We start from the raw sequence: 17,419 nt of genomic DNA on the forward strand, positions 1-17,419 counted from the left end.
TAGGTAAGGAACCATGACATCGCTATCACTTTCGTTTCTCACTGCTATAGATGCGCCACCGATGGCGCACACGGAACACGTTCACATTGATTTAGCAGATGCTGGCGATCGCCAGTGGATTGAGCAGATCACAGCGGCTGCCCGCGCTTACCGTCGTGGCAGTGTGCGAATAAATGCGATGGCCTATGTAGCCGTACGTAACTGGTTCGCAGCAATGGGCATTAGTGCCGACCCCTTCCTCTCCACCGTCGAACTGCCCATCTTCTGGGAGTTTGTCAACGGCACCCTCTTGACGACCGCCATTGGTCAAGTGTTGATTGTGCCTGATACTTCTATAGAGCTTGACGAGTGCCGCATTCCTCAGGAATGGTTGCACATTGCTGCTTGGAAACCCGATTACATCCTAGGCGTCCAAGTCTTTGCCGAAGAAGCGCAGGTCAGACTCTGGGGCTATGCACCAAGCAGCAGTGTGAATCCTTCTGCCATTGATGCCTTGAGCCGTACCTACACCCTCGATCGCGAGGACATGATCGAAGATGTGCCCCTCCTCGCTGCCTTGCCGGCCTGCCATCACATCCCTGTTCCATCACCTGCCGCAACTGCGATTCCCACAGCCACGCTTCAGCAAATTGCCAGTGGTGAGATGCTCTTGCCCCGCTTGGTGTTGCCCCTAGAGGAATGGCTGCACATCATTGGGCAACCTCGCCATCGCCTTGATCTCTTTTTGGCCTGTCATCCGCAGCGGCTGAGTCTCTGGCTTTATGCCAAGACCAAGGGCGTGAGTAACCTGTTGGGTCAAGTGTGGCAAGAGGCGCAGGAGTTGCTGGCGGAGGGCGCGATGCTCAATCCCTACATCAGTTGGAAGCTGGGCTGGACATCGCCAGAGTGGGCATTGCGCTCCAATGACACCTTAGAAGCCATGCAAGCTCAAGCTCAATTACGCCAAGCCTTGGAAACGGAGGATTGTCGCCAAGCGGTTGCCCTCCTCAAAGACCTGATTGCCACCACTGCCGATGAAGGATTGCGCTGGATGGCGGCAGAATATCTCCACGCTAAAGATGCCACTGCCCCAGAAGCAGGGGTGTGGAAAACTCGTACCGTGGACTTGGGTCTTGCCCTCGGCGGACAGTCCTTCGGCTTGGTCATGGCCGTACTGCCGCGAGATACGATGTCTGCCAATATTCTTGTGCGCGTCACTGCCCTCAAGGTAGGTGAAACGTTGCCCCCAGACTTGGTTTTGATGATTACTGAGGCCAATGGCAATACCTTTGCCCAAGTCACTAGTCGGCAGCAGGATCAAGCGGTGCAGTACAAGTTTTGGGGACAAATTGGCGAAACTTTTGGCATCACATTGGCCTATGGAGATGCTAAGATCACGGAAACTTTTGTTGTCTAGCTGCATTGGCTCTTTTTGATTGCCGCTGCGATGAAACACGTCTGTCTTGAAATCTACGGGGGTTGCCTTGAGCAGCATTCCTTCAAGGGTCGCCTATTATTGGGGACAGAAAGCCAAGTGGATGCCTATGGGGTGTATCCTGTAGAGTTTCCAGCAATGCCTCACCTTCCGCACCGGTATCGGCAGTGGCGCGACGCCTATCACGGCTATGCGAAGAATACTCGTCTGGGGGCTAGCGGTAACCAGATTACGAACATTGGTACTCAGCAACCCACCCTCCTTAAAGAGGTACGGCAAAACTACACTGACCTTGTGACTACCCTTGGCACGTGGTTGCACAATACGCGCATCAGTTATCTCTGCGAGGAACAGATCAATGAGCAAACTTCACTTTCTAAGGAGCAGACTTCATTTTTTGGCCTAGGCAACTTTATCTTGCCGCCGCCGATGAACGAGATTCACCGCATTTCTGTGCAGACAGATTTTGTTGAACTGTGGCACTATCCATGGCACGACTGGACACCGATTCGCCAACACAGCAATCTGGATGTGGTGTTTTCACCAATGGTGTATCAGTCCCTGAAGTCTTCGACAGCGCACCATGAGGGAGTACGGATTCTGGCAATTTTTGGCGCGAGTGGCGACCTTGATCTCAAGGGGGATCTTGAGGCTCTCAGGGCGTTACCCAATGTCGAACTCCACTGCCTGCGATCGCCCCAATTAAGTGAACTCTATTCCCTGTGGTGTCAGCCCTGGGACATTCTCTTTTTTGCTGGGCATAGTCAGGGTAATGGCATTATTATCAACAATGAAGAGGAACCATTACAGATTTACAGGCTTTATGAGACGCTTAAAACCGCAGTGGCGCAGGGGCTAAAACTGGCAATCTTTAATTCCTGCGACAGTATTCCCCTAGGACAGTTTTTGATTCAGTTGGGCTTGCCCCACGCGATCGTGATGCGCGAAGCAGTTCCGAATATTGCCGCTGAGTTGTTTTTGAAGTACTTTTTACAGAACTTTCACGGCGGTGCAGATCTCTATGCCGCTGTAGCTCAAGCGCGATCGCAATTACGCGAACTGAGTTGCTGCGATGATCATCTGCCGGGCACATCAGCGCTGCCCTTAATTTGCCGCCATCCCCAAGCGCGCTGCCCCCACTGGCACCATTTACGCCGATCAGAAGCCCCTGCTGTTACAGTTGGTGTGTCTGGGGGCGATCGCTCCTCCCCAAGGGTTTCTAAATTTCCCGCATTCCTCTACTGGTGTCGCTGGCAACTGGAACTGGCGCAACTCCTGCCCCACGCCCAGGATCCTAGTCGCTGGGTGACAGCAATTCCTGGGGGTTGCAGTCCCCAAAGGCCACAGCAAAACTACCAAGATGCCTTTGCGAATGTTGCCCACTGGGTCTGCGGCCTCGAACGCACTATCGGTGGCTTTTCCCCTCAAGCGGAGTTGGCCTTTTTCTTTCCTGCCCTAGAGGCTGAGGCTCGGCAACTTCTACCGCGGATCTCTAGCCAACAGCTGCTGCCTTACTTGGAATCCTTGGTGGTGGAGCAGCGGGGTCTCCCCCGTGTCCGTGCCGCTTTTTTAATTGCGCAGCAATATCCCAATGTCAGCCACCTCAGTACAGCGTTTCAAGTTTTAGAGGATACCTTACGCCAAGACACCAAGCCCCAAGTGCGCGAAGAGCTATTAGCGGAGTGTCAGCAATTTCTCAAGGAGCTAGATGCCAAGCTGGTCAGGAGCGTTTGGGACAGCACCACGGGAGAGCGCCTACAGCAGTTTTTACAGCGGCTGCTCCATTATCCCCAACAGTCTAACCGCCTGAAACTGGCGATCGCCTCTGTTCTGATTACGGCAAAAGGCCGTTGGGCGGTTGAAGCTAGCAATGTTGCCCTAGAAATTTTTCGTAACTCCTCATACCTAGAGGATGTGATCCTTGCCAGTTGCTGTTTACACCAAGCGGGGGTGCGGCAGTGGGAGGTTGTTGGCCGACTAGAGCGCTATTTGGGCTTAGCCACGGTGCAGTCCCACCAGATTGCCCTTGCCGGCGCCCTTGGCATTGTTAGTCCGAATCATCCCCAAGCCATTGACACCCTTGAGTTAATCATTGAGCAGCAGGCCTACGATCTGGAAACATTGATGGCGGCGGTGCGGGCCCTTCACCGCATTTCCCCTGAGCATCCCCTTGTGTTGGCGACCCTGCGATCGCTCTTGGTCAAGGCGCAGGAAACCCAAGATATTCTCGGCTTTTACTATGGCCTAGCGGCTCTCGATGAATTGCAGCAGCCCCTAACTCCCTACATCTCAACTACAGTCATCCCGTGGGTTTGCCAGAAAATTGCGGTTTTTAAGGCGCAAGAAGAACCCTACCTGATGGCTCCCTATACCGTGCTGTGGTACTGTAGCCGCCATATTCCCTACCAAGAATTTGCAAATCTTTGGCAATAGTTAACTTCCCCGAAGGGGCGGGAGATCGAGCGCTTTCTGAGGATCAACCGTAGCGACTAAAGAAAAAATGGGGTCGTCGCAATGACTGACCCCGCCTGCCGATTCCTCAGAGAGGAGAACACTAAAACTTAGCCTAAGGCAGATGAGAAAAAATGTCAACAAGCTAGAAGAAAAAGTTTGCCCAAGATGCCGAGCACCCTCTTGCCCTGTCTCCCTCAGATTCCAAGCCATGGGCTTTCGCCCTAACCTCTGAGAAAAGTGACCACTGCTTTGGGGGGTGCTCAAGGTTGAAGAGTTGCTCAGCCCTCAACACCAATTGCGGGAGTAGCGTTGATCAAATTAGGGATTGTCCTTGCAATTCGGTGAGCTGATAAGATTGACCGACTACAACGCAAAGCACCATCTTTTGTTCTTCAGGGTCAACGATCCAATATTCAGGAATGCCCATTTCGGCATACTCTCGACGTTTTGTGTGATAGTCGCGATCGCGAAGCGCGCCCTTTGGGCGATCGCGATTCCCATTGCCCGGACTAACCACTTCTACCACTAAAAGCGGTGGGCGTTCGACGATCGCCGAAAGCGGATTTTGTTTGCGCAGAGCGTCCCATTCTTCGCGGTGCAAAATGCATAAGTCTGGTTCCCGTGATGTTCGCAAGCCAGTGCGCACGCCAATGCCACCGGGGAAAATTTCGAAGGGTAAATGATTCCCCTTAATTTCGTTTTCAAGCGTGGTGAATAAAAATCGGATAATTGCGATATGTAGGGGGCTACCGGTTGGCATGGTAATAATTTCGCCATTTTCTAATTCAATGCGATGATCTGCCGCATCATAATCAAGGAACTCCGCAAAGGTAACCTTTCTAACGGGAGTCTGAGTCATGGCTGAATCTCGCAAATTCAAACACAATTTTTAATGCCTAACTCCAGCCTAGCCTACCGGACTTGAGTCAAAGCTTAACTTCAGGCTAGGAGAGCAATTTCAGTTGCTGAATCACAGGTTCGGGCGTTCGCGCAGCGCGCCCTTCAGGCGATCGCGGCATCTCTGGAGTGTCTTGACTCTCTTCTTCAGAGTGGCCATTAAGGGTTTGGAGTGCCGCTAGCAGATCTTGGTGCAGCGGTTCAAGGTCAGGGTGATGATCCAGATAGAGTTGCAGGGCATGGCTGGGGTCAAGGCACTGTTCGAGGGCAACTTCTGGCAGGCGGGCAATGGGCTGGCTATTCACTAGTTGGGGCAGAAGGCTGACGCTGTGGGCACTCTCTAGTGCTTTTTGCAGCTCATGGAGGTTGATCAGGGGAATTTGATCGGGGCGCAGTTGATACATGACCCGCACCACAGCCCCGCTGATCTCCCCGCTGGCGATCGCCCCCAAGAGGGCGGCTTGGGGATCCAGTTCCAGCTCGGTTAAGTCCACACGAATGGTGCGGAAGGGGCGGGTGGGTAGGGGACAAAACTGAAATTCTGTTTTGCCCTTAGCAAGGTTCACTAAGACATAGCCCTTTTCTTCCCCCTCTTCACCAAAATCCACCCGCTCAATGCTGCCGGGATAGACCACGGGTGGATCGTGACACAGGACTTGATGGCGATGCACATGGCCAAGGGCAACATAGTCAAAACAGGGGCGCGCCAAAAAACTCAGGGGAATCGTAAAACCTTTGCCGGCACTCAAATAGCGTTCAGAGCCGTACTGGGCGGTGTCCACCATGGCATGAGCCAGTAAGACAGTGGGCAAGGCCGGATCAAGTTGGCGAATTTCCCCCTCAAGGGCAAGGCGCAGCCGCTCTAGGAGCAGTTGATGCACCTGGGCAAGGGAAAGGCCACTGGTTTCTGGCCGAGTGAGGAGCGTAGATCGCGTTAACCAAGGGAGGGTAATGACTTGAACACTACCCCGGCGAGTTTCAATGCGATGGGTAGCCAAGCGATCGCCCACGATAAAACCGGGCACCCCAAGGGTGCGATAAAGACTGAGGCTCGCGCCCCCCTGTCCTTGGGCGTGCTGATCGTGGTTACCCACCAGCAAAACCGTGGGAATGCGGGCATCCGCCAAGCGGCGAAATTGGCTGGCAAAGGCTTCATGGACGAGAGGGGGTGGCGTGGCATCGGGAAAGGCATCACCGCCAAAGAGCACCAGATCAACGGGTTCACTGAGGGCACGGTCAATACAGGTGGCCAGAGCAGCAATAAAATCCTCAAGGCGCGTATTCAAGCCGGTGGCCGGGTTAATGTGGCCATGACTGAGGCCACTGCCCAGGTGAATATCGGACACATGGAGAATTTTCATAGCGATCAGGTGATGACCGTGGGGCGATCGCGCCCCGTTAAGCCTTGGATATTCGCCACTTCATTGGCCAGTTGAATTAAATCGGCGAGTGCTACTTGGGCATCGAGGTGCTGCTGGGCAGGATTGGGTTCAAAGCGCTCCAAATAGACCCGTAGTGTTGCCCCTTGGGTTCCCGTTCCCGATAGGCGATAGACAATGCGACTGCCATCCTCAAAAATCAGCCGAATCCCTTGATTTTGGCTGACGCTGTGATCCACTGGATCGGTGTAGCTAAAGTTATCGGCAGTGGCCACGGTGTAGGCACCCAAGGTCTGACCCACGAAGCTGGGCAGTTTTTGCTCCAGTTGGCTCATCAGGGTGTGGGCGCGATCGCTCTCAATGCCTTCGTAGTCATGGCGGGAGTAGTAGTTGCGGCCATAGGTTTGCCAATGGGCTTTGACAATCTCGGCCACGGAGGTTTGGCGGACGGCCAAGATATTCAACCAAAAGAGCACAGCCCAGAGGCCATCTTTCTCGCGCACGTGGTTGGAGCCAGTACCAAAACTTTCCTCACCGCAGAGAGTGGCTTTACCGGCATCGAGGAGGTTGCCAAAGAACTTCCAGCCCGTGGGGGTTTCATAACAGTCAATCCCCAGCTTGGCTGCCACGCGATCGGCCGCCTGACTCGTGGGCATGGAACGGGCAATCCCCGCTAAGCCGTCTTTATAGCCGGGCACCAGGGTGGCATTGGCGGCCAAAATCGCAAGGCTGTCGCTAGGGGTAACAAAACAATTAGCCCCTAAAATCATGTTGCGATCGCCATCGCCATCGGAGGCCGCACCAAAATCAGGAGCCTGCTCGCCAAAGAGTTGCTGCACCAAGTCATGGGCATAGACCAAATTGGGGTCGGGATGACCACCACCAAAGTCCGGTAGCGGCACACCATTTTGCACCGTGCCTTGGGGTGCCCCTAGGCGTTTTTCAATGATCCGATGGGCATAAGGTCCCGTAACCGCGTGCATGGCATCAAAGACAAGGCGCAGCTTCCCGGTGCGAATGACCTCAGCAATACGATCAAAGTCAAAAAGAGTCTCCAGCAATGTTTGATAATCGGCGACCGGGTCAATGACTTCAACAATCATTTCACCCAAGGGAAACTCCCCAAGGGTGTGCAGATTGACATCGGGGGCTGTGTAGATTTTGTAGCTGGTGAGGGCAAGGCTCCGCTCATAGATCGCGTTGGTAACTTTCTCTGGCGCAGGGCCGCCATTGGCAATATTGAACTTAACGCCAAAATCTCCCTGTGGACCGGCGGGGTTGTGACTGGCTGAGAGAATAATGCCACCGATCGCCCCATACTTGCGAATCACACAGGAGGCGGCTGGCGTTGAGAGAATGCCATTTTGCCCCACCTTGACCCGTGCAAAGCCATTGGCTGCAGCCATTTTGAGGATGACTTGGATCGCCTCAGCATTGAAGTAACGGCCATCACCCCCTAAAACAAGCGTTTGCCCCTGCGGTGCCTCAATGGTGTCAAAAATCGCTTGAATAAAGTTTTCTAGATAGTGGGGCTGCTGGAAAACAGGTACCGCCTTACGCAACCCAGAGGTGCCGGGTTTTTGATCCTTGAAGGGAGTGGTGGCAACAACTTGAATACCCATTAGGAGGCTCCACAAGGGGACTGTCACTATAAGGGCAGCTTAGTCGGCTCCAGAATCGTGGTCAAGACCTTTCCATATAGTATGCGAGAGTATGCCTTTGCCCTAATTGATTTTCTGAGAGACTTGTCATCGCACCTAGACGCTTGCTACAATCATAAAGCACTCTTCAGCCGGGATAGCTCAGTTGGTAGAGCAGAGGACTGAAAATCCTCGTGTCGCCAGTTCAATTCTGGCTCCTGGCATCGCCGACAAGATGCGCCTCGTTTCGCTCCTACCGAGTGCCACAGAAATTGTTGCTGCCCTAGGATTGACACCGTTTCTTGTGGGGCGTAGCCATGAATGTGACTATCCGCCAGAGGTGAAGACATTGCCTGTTTGTACACGGGCAAGGCTAGATGCACAGCAGTCAAGTTTAGCAATTGATCGGGCGGTTCAAGACCTCCTGCGATCGGCTCTGGGCATTTATGACTTGGAACTGGCGACCCTGCAAGCGCTAAAACCGACCCACATCATTACCCAAGATCAATGCGATGTTTGTGCTGTAACCTTGGCAGAGGTGCAAGGGGCGATCGCCAGACTCTTTGAGCCACCACCGCAGTTAATTTCCCTCCAACCCCATTGCCTTGAGGATGTCTGGCAGGATATTCGGCGGGTGGGTCTTGCCCTCGGTGTCTCTCCCGACCCCCTACTGAATTCGCTACACACCAGAATTCATGCCTGTCAAGCAGGGGTGCGCGATCGCCCGCGGCGGCAAGTCGCGACCATTGAATGGATTGACCCCCTCATGGCCAGTGGCAATTGGGTACCGGAATTGATTGCCCTCGCGGGGGGTGAAAATGTCCTCGGTACAGCAGGAAAACATTCCCCCTACATTGAGTGGTCAACACTTCTGGCGATCGACCCGGAGGTGATCATTGTCATGCCCTGTGGCTTTGACCTCGAACGCAGCCGTCAAGAACTTGACCAAGCCTTGCACACTTATCCCCAGTGGCAGCAATTGCGTGCCCTGCAAACAGGTCAACTGTACATTGTTGATGGCAACGCCTATTTCAACCGCCCCGGCCCCCGCTTAGTGGATTCCCTTGAAATTCTTGTCGAGATTCTCCACCCACCCCAAGAACCAAAATTTCAAGGCATGGGTTGGCAACCCTACAGCCCTTTTCCCAAGGATGGCACACGCTCACAGCTGTAAAAGCCAGTGCCGGCAAGGATTTGATTTCCTATTCCCTATTTCAGCAAAGGGCGGCTGTACGCGCCATCAATCACAGGAGGATGGCACCAACGATAAATCTGAAGAAAAGATAAAAATTACCCGTTGCAGATTTGGCTATTTCGCCTAAGATGAGGGAAACTCAACTGATCTCATTGATCCCCTGCCGTTGTCCCAAATACATAAATAGGCAAGCTTCCTATGGCAATTGGTTATTTAGCGCTGGTTTTGCATGCTCACCTCCCCTTTGTCCGCCACCCCGAGAGTGACTACGTTTTAGAAGAAGAGTGGCTCTTTGAGGCAATTACCGAAACCTATGTGCCCCTGATCTGGATGTTTGAGGGGCTAAAGCGTGACGGCGTGGACTTCAAAATCACAATGAGTATGACGCCGCCATTAATTTCAATGCTGCGGGATCCGCTACTTCAGGAACGCTACGATCAGCACTTGGCAAAACTAGAGGAACTGGCAGAACTAGAGGTAGAGCGCAATACCTACAATGGCCACATCCGCTACCTTGCCGAGCACTATGCCCAAGAATTCAACCGCGTACGGCAGACATGGGAAAACTACGATCGCGACCTCGTCAAGGCCTTTAAGCAGTTTCAAGACACCAATAACCTTGAAATCATTACCTGTGGTGCCACCCACGGCTACCTACCCCTCATGAAAATGTATCCCCAAGCGGTGTGGGCACAACTGCAAGTGGCCTGTGAGCACTATGAACAAACCTTTGGCCGCCCGCCCAAGGGCATTTGGCTGCCAGAATGCGCCTATTACGAAGGCCTAGAGCGAATGCTGGCCGATGCGGGTTTGCGCTATTTCATTACTGATGGCCATGGTATTCTCTATGCCCGTCCGCGGCCTCGCTTTGGCACCTATGCGCCTATTTTCACCGAAACTGGGGTGGCTGCCTTTGGCCGTGATCATGAATCCTCACAGCAGGTGTGGTCGTCAGAGGTGGGCTATCCGGGGGCGCCTGAATACCGTGAGTTCTACAAGGACTTGGGGTGGGAAGCAGAGTACGAATACATCAAGCCCTACATCATGCCCAATGGCCAACGCAAAAATACGGGGATTAAGTACCACAAAATTACCGGGCGCGGTCTTGGTTTAGGGGACAAGCAACTCTATGACCCCTACTGGGCTCGGGAAAAAGCAGCCGAGCACGCCGCCAATTTCATGTTTAACCGCGAAAACCAAATTCGCTACCTATACCACCTAATGCAGCGTCCGCCAATTGTGGTCTCTCCCTACGATGCGGAACTTTATGGTCACTGGTGGTATGAAGGGCCTTGGTTCCTTGACTTTCTCTTCCGCAAGGTCTGGTTTGACCAAGACACCTTTGCCATGACCCACTTGGCAGACTATCTGCGCGCCCATCCCACCCAGCAGGTGTGCCGTCCGTCCCAGTCCAGTTGGGGCTACAAGGGGTTCCATGAATACTGGCTGAATGACACCAATGCTTGGATTTACCCCCACCTCCATAAGGCCGCTGAACGGATGATTGAACTGGCCAAGGGGGAGCCGTGGGATGAACTGAGTTGGCGTGCCCTCAACCAAGCGGCACGGGAATTACTCCTTGCCCAATCCTCAGACTGGGCTTTTATTATGCGGACGGGAACGATGGTACCCTATGCGGTTCGCCGCACCCGTAGCCACTTGATGCGCTTCCACAAGCTCTATGATGACATCAAGGCACAAAAAATTGATGCGGGTTGGCTGGAAAAAGTGGAAGCCATTGACAATATCTTTCCCCACATTAACTATCGGGTCTATCGCCCCTTGTAGTCGGGGCAGTGGTTAAAGAACGCCAAAGCCTTTGCGTTTCTTTTGCTTCTTGGGCTTTTTGGGAGCCTGAGCACGACCCCCTCGACCCATTGGGTTCATACCCGGCATACCCATTCCCGGAAAGCCCCCTTGACCCATCTGCTGCATCAGGGATCGCATCCGCTGGAAATCGCTGACCAACTTTGTTACATCGGCTACTTGATAACCAGAACCTTTGGCAACCCGTTCACGGCGACTGGGGGAGCTAGCGAGAAGTTCAGGATTGCGACGCTCTTCGCGGGTCATGGAGTTAATCATTGCTTCCGCCCGTTTGAGTTGTACTTCGCCCTGCTGGAGTTGCTCCGTTGAAATTTTATTCATGCCGGGGATGAGCTTCATAATTCCCGCAAGGGAACCCATATTTTTTAGTAGGCGCAGTTGCTTGAGGAAGTCATCAAAGTCAAACTGGGCTTCGAGGATTTTGCGGGACATTTTTTCGGCATCGGCCAAGTCCACTTCCTCTTGGGCTTTTTCGACAAGGGTGAGGACATCCCCCATCCCCAAGATGCGAGAGGCCAAGCGATCGGGATAGAAAGGTTGGAGAGCCTCGACTTTTTCACCAACACCAATAAACTTAATCGGTTGTCCGGAGACTTGACGCACCGAGAGAGCTGCACCGCCGCGTGTATCCCCATCCAGTTTGGTGAGAATGGCTCCCGTAATCCCCACCTGCTCATGGAAGGCACGGGTGAGGTTGGCCGCCTCTTGCCCCGTCATCGCATCTACTACTAAGAGGGTTTCGTGGGGTTGTACCGCATCTTTAATGGCCGCCAGTTCTGCCATCATCTCGGCATCAATTTGTAGGCGCCCCGCTGTGTCAATAATCACGGTATCCACACCGAGTTCCTTGGCTTTGGCCACCCCTTGGCGAGCAATTTCCACGGGGCTAACTTCTGTACCCATCTCAAACACGGGCACGTCAATTTGTTTGCCAAGGGTAATCAACTGATCAATCGCAGCGGGACGATAGACATCGGTGGCCACCAAGAGGGTGCTGCGGCGTTCTTTGCGCAGGTGCAGGGCGAGCTTTGCTGTGGCGGTGGTTTTCCCCGTTCCCTGTAAACCGGCCATGAGAATAATCGTGGGGGGTGGCTCCACGTGAGCAAGGGGACTGTGGGATTCCCCCATGACCTCAACAAGGGCATCGTAAACAATTTTGATAAATTGCTGATCGGGACGAACCCCGGCAATGACCTCAGCACCGATCGCCCGCTGACGCACATTTTCAATAAAGTCTTTAGCGACCTGGAGGTTGACATCGGCCTCTAACAGGGCACGGCGCACTTCCCTAAGAGCTTCTTGGATATTGTTTTCGGTAATTTTGTCTTGACCCCGTAGGGTTTTCCAAGCAGATTCAAGGCGTTCAGCAAGGGCGTCAAACATGGATTACAGCTCAAGGGGCAACAAGAATTTCATTGATCTTAGAGTATCTATCGTAGCAAACCGTCTTCCCCATACCGTCTTGGCTGCCGATTTAAGCAAGGGGCTGCGAGTTGCAATTTGTAGCAAAGTTAGCAGTGGTCGTCAACCGTATCCGCTAGGCTTTCACGGTAAGATAAAAACATTGGGGTTAGAGTCTTTATTTTTATCAGGTTCTATAAAGACGGCCTATTAAAGGCTCTGATCGGCGGGAGGTGTCCAATGCTTGTGATCCTCACCCAAAATCAGATTTTACCGTCACAGTCTGTGTGTCAATCCTGCTTGTTTGCTGATCGCCAAGGCAAACCCCGCTGGCAGGAGGGTCAGCTCCGTTGTGGGGCGCCTCTAGGGAGTACTGCTGAAGCGGGATGTCAACACTTTCGCTGTCAAATGGGGTTTCATTTAGTGGCGGTGTCAGATTTGCCGACTCCTCTCGAGCAAGACCATTGAGGGAAATCGCCACCAAGGAATATCAATGCTGGAATTTGAGAACTACGATCCGGAAGACTTTTACGACGAGTGGTTTCTAGCCAAAGGCCAACCACGACCTTTTATTGAACCGCTGTTACAACGGGTGCGATCGCTGCCAGCGGGAGAACTGCAACAGCGCCAAAAAACCGCCCAACAGGTGATGTTTAACATTGGCGCCACATTCACGGTCTATGGTGCTGCCGAGGGCACCGAGCGGATCATGCCCTTTGATATTCTGCCGCGGGTCATTCCCGCCCAAGAGTGGCAAGCCCTTGAACGGGGTCTCAAGCAACGGATTGCGGCGCTCAATACATTTATTGCTGATGTCTATGGTGAGCAAAAAATTATTAAGGATGGTGTCATCCCACGGGAAATCATTGAGTCGGCCAAGGGCTATCTGCGTCCCTGCCACGACCTGAAGCCGCCGGGGGGCATTTGGTGCCATATTACGGGTACCGACTTAGTGCGCGATCGCGATGGCACCTTCTATGTTCTAGAAGATAACCTGCGCTGCCCTTCGGGGGTCTCCTATGTGCTGGAAAACCGCCGCGTGATGAAAAGCACGTTTCCCCTTGTCTTCAAAGAACTGCACATTCAACCTGTGGACGAGTACCCCAGCCGTCTCCTAGAAACGCTGCTGAACCTTGCGCCCCCCGGCCTACCGGATGCGACCGTGGTGGTACTGACGCCGGGGATGTACAATTCCGCCTATTTTGAGCATTCCTTCCTTGCTCAGCAAATGGGGGTAACGCTCGTGGAAGGGCGGGATCTGGTGGTGGCTGATGGTTACCTACAAATGCGCACAACCAAGGGTCTGAAGCGCGTGGATGTGGTCTATCGCCGCATTGATGATGACTTCATTGATCCAGCGGTATTTCGTCCTGATTCGATGCTGGGGGTCAGGGGTCTGATGGAGGTTTATCGCCAAGGGCGGGTGGCGATCGCCAATGCCCTCGGAACTGGCGTGGCCGATGACAAGGTGATTTATGCCTATGTGCCGCAAATGATTCGCTATTATCTCGGTGAGGAACCCCTACTACCCAATGTGCCCACCTACCTGTGTTGGGAGCCACAACAGTTGGATCATGTGCTCAAGAACCTCGATTCCCTCGTGGTGAAATCTGCCAACGAGTCCGGCGGCTATGGCATGCTCATTGGTTGCCAAGCCACGACTGAGCAGCGGGCAGAATTTGCGGAGCGCATCAAAGCCAATCCCCGCAACTACATTGCCCAGCCCACCCTTTCGCTGTCGCGCGTGCCCACCCTGCTGGGGGATGAAATTGTCGGCTGCCATGTGGACTTACGCCCCTATATCCTGTACGGCAAGGAAATTTATGTCCATCCCGGTGGTCTGACGCGGGTGGCGATGAAGCGTGGCTCATTGGTGGTGAATTCTTCCCAAGGGGGCGGGAGCAAGGATACTTGGGTGCTTAATGATTAGAGCCGTCTTTTGGGGACAGGGGATGCTAGCGGTAAGGCACCACCTATGTTAAACAATTATTAGCTATTAGCCAACGCTGATCGGTGAACTTAGCCTAAACTTGCTGCGGTACTGAAGGAACTTAAGCACATGAATGAATTTGAGACATCCCCAACCACAGAAACTACCCATACGGAAAAGCCTATTTTTGAACCAACGCCGGCACCAGCACCCTTAGCGGAAGTAGAGTCTCAGCCAGCGCCGCCGAAAGTGGGCGGTCTCACGGATGAACAGTGGCAACAGGCTCGTGAAAAACTCTATTGGCTCCTCACGGTCTTCCCCGATCAGGTTAGTGCATTTGTGGGTGAATACAAGCAGCCCCTGCGCACCCTCCTCATCATTCTTGCCACCATTCCTTTTGTGGCACTAGCGGTTGCCATTTTGGAAGTAGTGAATGCCATTCCCCTCCTAGGCCCGACCTGTGAACTCGTAGGCTTTGGCTACACTTGTTGGTTTCTCTATCGCTATGTCCTCTTTGAGTCCGGTCGCCGTGAACTTGGCCAAAAGGTGAATGAGTATAAATCCCGTATCCTTGGGAATGAAGGCGGCAGTTCTTCTTAAGCGAGTTCATGCGCCTGCATTATCTCCAGCACGTGCCCTTTGAGACCCCTGCCTACATTGCCCAGTGGGCGATCGCCCGTGGTTTTGATTGGCAAGGCAGTCATCTCTATGCAGGCGAGCCGCTACCCGCATTGACGGAGGTGGATGCGCTGATTGTGATGGGCGGCCCTATGGGGGTACACGATGAGGCTGTTTATCCATGGTTAGGGTCTGAAAAGGCCTTTTTGCGCCAAGCAATCGCCAACGGGTTACCCATTTTCGGGATTTGTCTTGGTGCTCAGCTCTTGGCACAAGTCCTAGGGGCAGAGGTCACCCCAGCACCCACGAAGGAAATCGGCTGGTTTCCCATTGAACTGACAGCAGCCGCCCAAGCGCATCCTTGGTTTCAGGATTGGCCACCCCAACTGACGGTGCTGCATTGGCATGGGGAGATGTTTAGCCTCCCTCCGGATGCAATGCCCCTCGCCAAAAGTGCCACCTGTCCGCAACAAGGATTCTTGTGGGGCGATCGCGTTGTTGGTCTTCAGTTTCACTTAGAAGTGACCCCCGCTAGCCTTGGGGAGTTGATTCAGCACTGTCAGCATGAGCTAGTCCCCGGCCCTTACATTCAATCCGCCACAGAGATTCAAGCTCAAGCCGCGCAAACCGCACTCTTGACTCCCTATCTGGAACGTTTACTTGAGCGCTGGATTCAGTCGTGATCATTACCAGTCGGCAGAATCCCTTGGTGCGCTCGATCCGTAGGCTGCACCACCGCAAATATCGCCAAGGGCACTTGCTTTTAGAGGGGACTCATTTGCTCCAAGAGGCACTGGCAGCCGGCTATCGCTTATCAGTGGTTTGCTATACCAGCGCTTGGCAAGCAAAGCAATCGCCAACATTTTGGCAGCAGGTTGTCCATAGGAGCGATCGCACCGTTGAAGTCAGTGAAGAGGTACTGACTGCCCTCTGTACGACAACCACTCCCGATGGCGTTGTTGCTGTTGCCAACTATACACCCCTTCCTACCTTGCCACTCCAGCGTTTAGGTCTGTGCTTAGTCACGCTTCAGGATCCGGGCAACTTGGGAACGATTATTCGTACCGCTGCCGCCGTGGGTGTTGAGGGGCTATTGTTGACCCCCGATTGCGTGGACATGACCCATCCAAAAGTGTTGCGTGCCAGTGCCGGCCAGTGGTTTCGCCTACCGATGCAAACTGTTAGCGATGGTTTGGCCACTCTCAAAGCCTACCAAGCCCAAGGATGGCAAATAGTCGTCACATTACCAACCGCGCCACTGATCTATTGGCAAGCGGATTTTCGTCAACCGACCTTACTGGTCATGGGAAATGAAGGCCAAGGGTTACCCCCGGCCTACCAAGATCTCACGTTTACGGCACTGCGGATTCCTCAGGAGCCAAATGTTGAATCCCTCAATGTGGCGATCGCCACAGCAGTGCTCTTGTACGAAGTCTATCGCCAACGCTGGCTGAACTAAACCACAAAAAAGTTGAGAACGCCTACCACTAGCACTAGGGCAATCCATAGCCCAGAGCCAAGGAAAATTAACTGCTTTGAGCGATCCCAATCTTGGGGAGAGGCGTAGGCCACTGGCACACCCACCACCATCACAAAGGAGAGGATGACAAGGGCAGCAAGAGCCAGTTGAAAGAGAATCGTCATTGTTGCTAACTCCCAAATCTTATCAGCGGCAATGGTAGCGAAGCGGCTACCTCTGAACTAGCATTATCCCCCATTTGTTGACCCTAAACTAGGCTCAGAAGCGAGTTATATCGCAACTACTGCCAACCCTGAGCCAGCCACGATCGCGGATCGACGCACTCGCCATTAACGTAGAGTCCCCAATGTAAATGGGGTCCTGTGGAGGCACCCGTATTGCCAACCGTACCAATGACTTGCCCTGCCTCAACCATTTGTCCCTCTTGGACGTGAATTTGATCGAGGTGCAGGTAAATCGTCAGCACCCCTTGCCCATGATCAATACCGATCGTGTTGCCATGGATGAGAAATCCTTGGGATTCTCGCCCCACTAAGGCCACTCGCCCCCGCTGCGCCGCTACTACGGCTGATCCCTTGGGGCCTGCATAGTCCAAACCACGATGGAAGTAGTCCTTGGCCAAAACCCCGTTGTAGTACCGCCGTACGCCGTAGGGTGTGGTCACAGGGCCACTGTTGGGGCGGCGAAAGGCACCTTGCCAGAGTCTTTCGGGGGTGACCAGTGCCTTAAAGGCATCCACGCGATCAAATTCCAAATCCGTTCCTGAGGAGTCTTTGCCCGGTGGGAGCCAAATCCTTTGCACAGGAAAGGAGCGATCGCCCACCCACAGAAGCATATTGCGGGTTTCATTTCCTGAGCGAACCACCAATGAACGGCGGCCGGGGGTCTGGAGTGGTGTTGTGGCCACAAAGGCACGCCATTGCTGTGGCCCAATGGAAAAGACCGGCAGCGCTTTGCCCGCCACCTCGACCGTGGGCTGTTCTGAAGCGTTGACCACAATGGCCAGCGTATCTCCCAAAACAGGGCGATCGGGACTGACGGTGACCGTAATTGGAATCGTAACTTGACTACTGGCGGGCAGAATGGTGGCAGTGATAATGGCAGGTACTAGCCACGGGAAAAGGCAATCGCGCATAGCGGCAAGAAACAATGAGCCTCTAGATTGGACACGCAAAAATGCACTG

The 17,419-nt window shown here is 53.6% G+C and carries 15 protein-coding genes and 1 tRNA gene; 10 read left to right on the forward strand and 6 right to left on the reverse strand.

The features are described 5' to 3' along the window. Positions 1-13 precede the first annotated feature (13 nt). A complete protein-coding gene (locus RHH53_RS07005; RefSeq protein ID WP_302677884.1) occupies positions 14-1,396 on the forward strand; it encodes a DUF1822 family protein in 1,383 nt (460 codons plus the stop codon). A gap of 30 nt (positions 1,397-1,426) precedes the next feature. Next, positions 1,427-3,847 (forward strand): CHAT domain-containing protein, encoded by a 2,421-nt coding sequence (locus RHH53_RS07010; protein WP_302677885.1) that lies wholly within the window; start codon positions 1,427-1,429, stop codon positions 3,845-3,847. A 334-nt stretch (positions 3,848-4,181) separates the two neighbouring features. Here the strand turns inward: RHH53_RS07010 and RHH53_RS07015 are convergent, their stop codons facing one another. From RHH53_RS07015 to RHH53_RS07025, 3 genes are all read right to left on the reverse strand, one after another. Then, positions 4,182-4,727 carry a Uma2 family endonuclease gene (locus tag RHH53_RS07015; protein WP_310743581.1) on the reverse strand — a complete coding sequence of 182 codons (546 nt, stop codon included), beginning with the start codon at positions 4,725-4,727 and terminating at the stop codon, positions 4,182-4,184. 85 nt (positions 4,728-4,812) lie between these two features. Further along, a complete protein-coding gene (sbcD, locus tag RHH53_RS07020) occupies positions 4,813-6,126 on the reverse strand; it encodes an exonuclease subunit SbcD (RefSeq protein WP_310743582.1) in 1,314 nt (437 codons plus the stop codon). A gap of 5 nt (positions 6,127-6,131) precedes the next feature. Next, positions 6,132-7,766: an alpha-D-glucose phosphate-specific phosphoglucomutase gene (locus RHH53_RS07025; protein ID WP_310453558.1), complete on the reverse strand. Its 1,635-nt coding sequence runs from the start codon at positions 7,764-7,766 to the stop codon at positions 6,132-6,134. Positions 7,767-7,935: 169 nt separating this feature from the next. Here RHH53_RS07025 and RHH53_RS07030 point away from each other — a divergent pair. The 3 genes from RHH53_RS07030 (at position 7,936) to RHH53_RS07040 (ending at position 10,767) form a co-directional block, all read left to right on the forward strand. Then, positions 7,936-8,008: transfer RNA gene (locus RHH53_RS07030), tRNA-Phe, on the forward strand. An 11-nt stretch (positions 8,009-8,019) separates the two neighbouring features. After that, a complete protein-coding gene (locus RHH53_RS07035) occupies positions 8,020-8,958 on the forward strand; it encodes a cobalamin-binding protein (protein ID WP_310453559.1) in 939 nt (312 codons plus the stop codon). Positions 8,959-9,177: 219 nt separating this feature from the next. Continuing rightward, positions 9,178-10,767, forward strand: a complete 1,590-nt coding sequence (locus tag RHH53_RS07040; RefSeq protein WP_302677890.1) for a glycoside hydrolase family 57 protein — start codon at positions 9,178-9,180, stop codon at positions 10,765-10,767. 12 nt (positions 10,768-10,779) lie between these two features. Here the strand turns inward: RHH53_RS07040 and ffh are convergent, their stop codons facing one another. Continuing rightward, positions 10,780-12,189: a signal recognition particle protein gene (gene ffh / locus RHH53_RS07045; RefSeq protein WP_302676361.1), complete on the reverse strand. Its 1,410-nt coding sequence runs from the start codon at positions 12,187-12,189 to the stop codon at positions 10,780-10,782. A 258-nt stretch (positions 12,190-12,447) separates the two neighbouring features. Between ffh and RHH53_RS07050 the strand changes: the two genes are divergently transcribed. From RHH53_RS07050 to RHH53_RS07070, 5 genes are all read left to right on the forward strand, one after another. Further along, entirely contained in the window at positions 12,448-12,675 is a 228-nt protein-coding gene (locus RHH53_RS07050; RefSeq protein WP_206199549.1) for a hypothetical protein, read from the forward strand. Positions 12,676-12,700: 25 nt separating this feature from the next. After that, on the forward strand, positions 12,701-14,137 hold the full coding sequence (locus RHH53_RS07055) for a circularly permuted type 2 ATP-grasp protein (protein ID WP_399363684.1): 1,437 nt from the start codon (positions 12,701-12,703) through the stop codon (positions 14,135-14,137). Positions 14,138-14,266: 129 nt separating this feature from the next. After that, entirely contained in the window at positions 14,267-14,737 is a 471-nt protein-coding gene (locus tag RHH53_RS07060; RefSeq protein WP_302676360.1) for a CAAD domain-containing protein, read from the forward strand. 8 nt (positions 14,738-14,745) lie between these two features. Further along, positions 14,746-15,438 carry a type 1 glutamine amidotransferase gene (locus tag RHH53_RS07065; RefSeq protein ID WP_206199551.1) on the forward strand — a complete coding sequence of 231 codons (693 nt, stop codon included), beginning with the start codon at positions 14,746-14,748 and terminating at the stop codon, positions 15,436-15,438. Next, a complete protein-coding gene (locus RHH53_RS07070) occupies positions 15,438-16,214 on the forward strand; it encodes an RNA methyltransferase (RefSeq protein ID WP_315862923.1) in 777 nt (258 codons plus the stop codon). The genes RHH53_RS07065 and RHH53_RS07070 overlap by 1 nt, the downstream gene beginning before the upstream one ends. On the opposite strand, the gene psbZ is transcribed toward RHH53_RS07070, so the two are convergent. Together psbZ and RHH53_RS07080 are read right to left on the reverse strand one after the other, a co-directional pair. Further along, positions 16,211-16,399, reverse strand: coding sequence for a photosystem II reaction center protein PsbZ (gene psbZ / locus RHH53_RS07075; protein WP_181496775.1), 189 nt, complete (start codon positions 16,397-16,399; stop codon positions 16,211-16,213). The two genes, RHH53_RS07070 and psbZ, sit on opposite strands and share 4 nt — an antisense overlap. 116 nt (positions 16,400-16,515) lie before the next feature. Beyond that, positions 16,516-17,370, reverse strand: coding sequence for a M23 family metallopeptidase (locus tag RHH53_RS07080; protein WP_302677892.1), 855 nt, complete (start codon positions 17,368-17,370; stop codon positions 16,516-16,518). Positions 17,371-17,419: the final 49 nt, after the last annotated feature.

This window comes from Thermosynechococcus sp. PKX82 (genome assembly GCF_031583255.1).
Classification (GTDB): Bacteria; Cyanobacteriota; Cyanobacteriia; order Thermosynechococcales; family Thermosynechococcaceae; genus Thermosynechococcus.